At 67.4% G+C, this 4,012-nt stretch carries 4 protein-coding genes and 2 pseudogenes; 1 reads left to right on the top strand and 5 read right to left on the bottom strand.

What is annotated here, in order from left to right:
• Window positions 1-216 (bottom strand): annotated as a pseudogene (locus tag ACH4E7_RS45360) (integrase); the annotation flags it as partial.
• 118 nt (window positions 217-334) lie between these two features.
• On the opposite strand from ACH4E7_RS45360, the gene ACH4E7_RS45355 reads away from it, so the two are divergent.
• Window positions 335-502, top strand: a complete 168-nt coding sequence (locus ACH4E7_RS45355) for a hypothetical protein (protein ID WP_396255087.1) — start codon at window positions 335-337, stop codon at window positions 500-502.
• Window positions 503-547: 45 nt separating this feature from the next.
• On the opposite strand, the gene ACH4E7_RS45350 is transcribed toward ACH4E7_RS45355, so the two are convergent.
• From ACH4E7_RS45350 to ACH4E7_RS45335, 4 genes and pseudogenes are all read right to left on the bottom strand, one after another.
• Window positions 548-982 carry a hypothetical protein gene (locus ACH4E7_RS45350; RefSeq protein ID WP_396255086.1) on the bottom strand — a complete coding sequence of 145 codons (435 nt, stop codon included), beginning with the start codon at window positions 980-982 and terminating at the stop codon, window positions 548-550.
• 441 nt (window positions 983-1,423) lie between these two features.
• The gene (locus ACH4E7_RS45345; RefSeq protein ID WP_396255085.1) at window positions 1,424-1,750 is read right to left on the bottom strand and encodes a hypothetical protein; all 327 of its coding nucleotides are present in this window, start codon (window positions 1,748-1,750) and stop codon (window positions 1,424-1,426) included.
• Between the two features lie 1,114 nt (window positions 1,751-2,864).
• Window positions 2,865-3,698, bottom strand: coding sequence for a transposase family protein (locus ACH4E7_RS45340; protein WP_396255084.1), 834 nt, complete (start codon window positions 3,696-3,698; stop codon window positions 2,865-2,867).
• A gap of 58 nt (window positions 3,699-3,756) precedes the next feature.
• A pseudogene (locus ACH4E7_RS45335) lies at window positions 3,757-4,012 on the bottom strand (hypothetical protein); the annotation flags it as partial.

Raw genomic sequence — 4,012 nt, 5'->3', positions numbered from 1 at the left:
CAGCACCTGCATCGGCAGCCCCTGCAGCAGTGCGGCCAAGAACGCCCGGTCGCTCGCTCCGAAACGGACCCGCCGTCCGCTCAGCTGCCGCTCCAACACGGTGATCTGATGACGCAGGGCCAGAATCTCCACGTCCTTCTCGCGGTCGCTCATCGGCAGCAGCCGCAGCAACGCGAACGCGTTCGTCACACCCAGGTACGCCAGTCGTAGCAGCACGGTCGATCATCCTGCCGCGGAGCTCGTCGGCTCTGCCAGACCACCCACCCGACCTACGAGGTCGGCACTTGTGCACCCTCACACAGTGCCTCCCACCAGGGCGGATGAGGTTCCCGGCATGGGCAAGGGCATCTGGGACCTGGTCAAACGTGGCATCGTCAACCTTGCGGCCGCCAACGTCGACCACCTTGCCAAGGCCGTCCGGACCCGCCTCAAGAAGATCCAGTACCGCCCACACCTGATCGACGGCTGCCTCGCCCAGTCCGGCCTGGACATAAACGACTGACCCCAGCTGACACCGGGCCCAGCGGGTCAGGGGTCTCGGTTGAGCCTACCGGGACCAGTCGGTCCAGCCGCCCCCGCTATTACGGGTCTTATACCAGTATTTGCCGTCCGTGCCGGTTATTTTCAGGGTCACGGAACCGTTGTCGTTGCTCCAGCTGGGTAGGACAAAGCCGGTGCCGACGATGCCACCGAGTGACTGCCATGTCGTGTCGTAGCGCACCCACACGGCGCGGTCCGTTCCCACGCCGAAGACGTGAAGCACGCCGTTGATCCTGAGCATTACCATAAGCTCATTGAATCCGCCTCCGCAAGGGAATATGCCCTGATCGGAAAAGGGTGGATTTCCTCCCATATTGGCGAGGCGCTCGTTTGTGACGTTGGGCTTTTTGCATACGGTGTTTTCCAGGGCTCCGGCATAATTGATCCAGTCGGTGCTGGCGCTGGCTGTGCCCGGCAATGCAACAACAGCCCCCATTGTCATCGAGGCGGCTGCGGCAAGCCACGCCGTGCCCCTCCTGAGCTTCCTCGTCCTCAACGTTGACCTCTCGGAGATTGATCTGACCGCCGGCCGGACAGCAGGCGGCGCCTGCTCGGCTGCTGATAGGGCCGCCGGTGCTGGCGCCCCGGTGTCCGCAGCATCGGACCCTTCACCGGAATAGCATCAGCTAATTGACGGAAAGTCAACAGGCGTGTGGGTGGAGTCAGCTTTTTGCATCTAATCACAGGCATATGAACCATGAGGGACTGGCGAGCCGTTCCATTGCGCCATCCGGTGTCCCTTTCTCGCCTTATTTTGGCATACCCAGTCACCGGCCGTGCCCGGCCGGTGACTGGGTCTCGATAAACCCGGTTCCGAGGTCAGCGATGCGTTGCTCGGCAAGCGGAGTTTGGAGGTTAGTCGGAATACGGCGGGTTCTGCATATCAGTCCAGGGCGGCGACCCACGGAAGCGACCGGGAAGCCCATTTGTCGAGGTAGGCGTCGGCTTCGGTGGCTTCGAGGGTGCCGGTATCGACGTGGGCGTCGGCTTCGGCGGCTTCGGCGACTTCGAGGGTGCCCGTGTCGAGGTGGGCGTCGGCTTCGGGGGCTTCGGCAGTGCCGGTGTCGAGGTAGCCGTCGGCTTCGAGGCGGATAGCGCCGAGCGGCGCTCCTTGGCCTGGGCCGCGGCCGACTGAGCCAGGGAGGTCGGTGTGGCGACGGCATTGCTGGCCTGCGGTGGGGAGGCGCTGGCGACGCTGACAGCCACGCATCCGGTAGCCAGGATTCCGGCTGCCGCAGCTATGGCGATTCCTGCTTTCATCATTCCCTTTCCGGAGACGGCCCGTTGGGCCATTGGTCGGGCGTGCCCGCACCGCCGGCCTTGGCGATGTGCGCCGGCACACGCGATCACCTCTGGTCACCAGCCGGAGGAGGCGTGTCGGCGCAGGTCAGTGGCGGGTGAGAAAGCCGCCTCTGTGGTCCGGTGGGGTAACAGTCAGATCCGGTGGGACGACTGGATGGGCAAAGCCCGCGGCATGACGACACCTCAGGCCAGGCGCCCGTCGACGACGGCAGTCCGGCCCCGCCCGCCGTCCCCAGCGTCGCAGCGTCGCGTGCAGCCGTGCTCACACCGAGGAGAACAGCACCGCCGGCCACGGCCACACTTCCGGCGACGCCGAGGACACGGCGGCGGGACAGCGCACCCCTGCGGTCGATGTCGGACATCGGCGAATCGGACAAGACTGACCACACCTCCGGTGGAACCACGGGGGCTTCGGCCCCTGATATTGAATACGTCCGTCGAACCATCCCGGGTTCAGTGCACCCACGATCCACACCCGCCGTCCGGCCAGGGCCAACCGCTCACGGACGGGGCGGGCGCGACGCACAGGAGCCTGCCCTGCCCATCGTGGCCACCACCCTGCCGCTGCTGCGCCACTTCGGCGCCGCCGCCCCGTGGCATCGGTTCAGCCGACCCGGTTGGCACCCTCGCCGCCGGGCTCGACAACTGGGACGGCGACCAACTGCTGCACGCGGAGCGGGCCGCCGCCGAGCAGGCCCGCCAGGAACGGGAGCAGGAACGGCAGAAGGCGGAGCGGAGCACGAGCGGCGCCATCCGGCCTGTACCCGCTGCACAGTGCGAACCGGGCCACTTCCCGCCGCGGGCGCTGTCAGTCCCCGCAGTTAGAGTGCGGCAAGGTGGGGCCGGTTCCGAGGCCGCCAGCACTGGAGAACGGAGCCTCCCTGGTCTGCTCGGGGGTGGCCAGCCACATTGGGTCGTTTCCATCCTGAATTCGCAGGTCATGGGCCTGGCGTGAGCTGGTGGTGGGGTACTCGCGCTGGTGGCTGGCGTGATCGTCTTGCGGAGATCGTCCGCCGTTCCAGTCAGCGGCTGATCTCCGCGTTCGTCAGGACGAGCAGGGCCCGCAGCAGCGCGGTGCCGTGCTTGGCGTTCATGCGGACCTTGGTGAGGATCCGCCAGTTCTTCAGGTCCGCGAAGCCGTGCTCGTTCGCCGCCCGCTCGCGGCTGACCAGCCGGTTCGCCTGCTTCTCGGCGTCGGTCAGCGGCCGTCCTCGGGCCGCCTTGCGGCCGGTGACGATCACGGGGTCGTCGGGGTCGTCGTCCAGGCCGACGAACCCGAGGTCGGCCAGGGCGCCGAGACCGGCTTCCCGCAGCCTGGTGGTGATCTTGTTATGCCTGGCGGTGGTGATCTCCGAGGACCGCCCTGGTCGTGCCGCCGAGATCCACAGCAAATTGCCCCGCTCGTCCGTCAGAGCGAGGAAGAGCAGGCCGTGCACCTTGTGCTTCCCACTGTAGTTCGGCCGGTTCTCCTCCCCGGTGCGGCGGCGGGTGCGAACGAGGGTGCCGTCGATCAACACCACCTCGCCACCCGATCGGGTGACCTCCTTCAGTGCCCGCTCCAGGCGCGGGGCGCGGGCGGCGAGCAGGGTGATGACCTCCAGCAGCCAGCGGCGCACGGTGGAGGCCGAGACGTCATTGCCGCCGGCCATGTCGGAAAGCCGCTGGTCGTGCCGCAGGACCGCGAGGACGATCAGGGCGATCTTCCCAGGCGGCAGCTTGCGCCACCTGGAGCCGATCCTCTTCAGATGGGCGCGGATCAGGTCGGCGACCATCTCCAGGGTGGCGCTCGACAGCGACAGGCGGCACTGGTAGACAAGGCCGTCAGGGCCCTCGGCGGGGCTGGTCTTCTTTCGCATGGAATCCCCAACTCTCGCCGGGGGCCTGTGCGTTACGCCGAAATCCAGTCGGGACAGGTCATGCGGCGGGAGCGGGCAGGCCGGTGAAACGTCCGGCGGGGGTGCGGTGCAGCCAGCCCCGGTCCGCCAGGCGCCGGAGCTTGTCGCGGACCGGCTCGACCTGCCCAGGTCCGGTTCCCCTGCCGAGCTCGACGCTGACGTCCTTGGCCGGAACCGGCTCCGACACCGCGGTCACGATTCTCATGATCGCCTGGTAATCCGCGGGCAGTACGCTCGCGTCCATGCCGTCCTCGCGGTGCGGGACCAGCAGCATC

It is taken from the genome of Kitasatospora sp. NPDC018058 (genome assembly GCF_044327205.1).
Classification (GTDB): Bacteria; Actinomycetota; Actinomycetes; order Streptomycetales; family Streptomycetaceae; genus Kitasatospora.
This window is presented reverse-complemented; position numbering and strand designations above follow the sequence as displayed.

Excerpts from the sequence above, each read along its gene's own strand:
- ACH4E7_RS45355 (WP_396255087.1), top strand. The coding sequence starts at position 335 with ATGGGCAAGGGCATCTGGGACCTGGTCAAACGTGGCATCGTCAACCTT.
- ACH4E7_RS45350 (WP_396255086.1), bottom strand. The coding sequence starts at position 982 with ATGACAATGGGGGCTGTTGTTGCATTGCCGGGCACAGCCAGCGCCAGC.
- ACH4E7_RS45345 (WP_396255085.1), bottom strand. The coding sequence starts at position 1,750 with ATGCGTGGCTGTCAGCGTCGCCAGCGCCTCCCCACCGCAGGCCAGCAA.
- ACH4E7_RS45340 (WP_396255084.1), bottom strand. The coding sequence starts at position 3,698 with ATGCGAAAGAAGACCAGCCCCGCCGAGGGCCCTGACGGCCTTGTCTAC.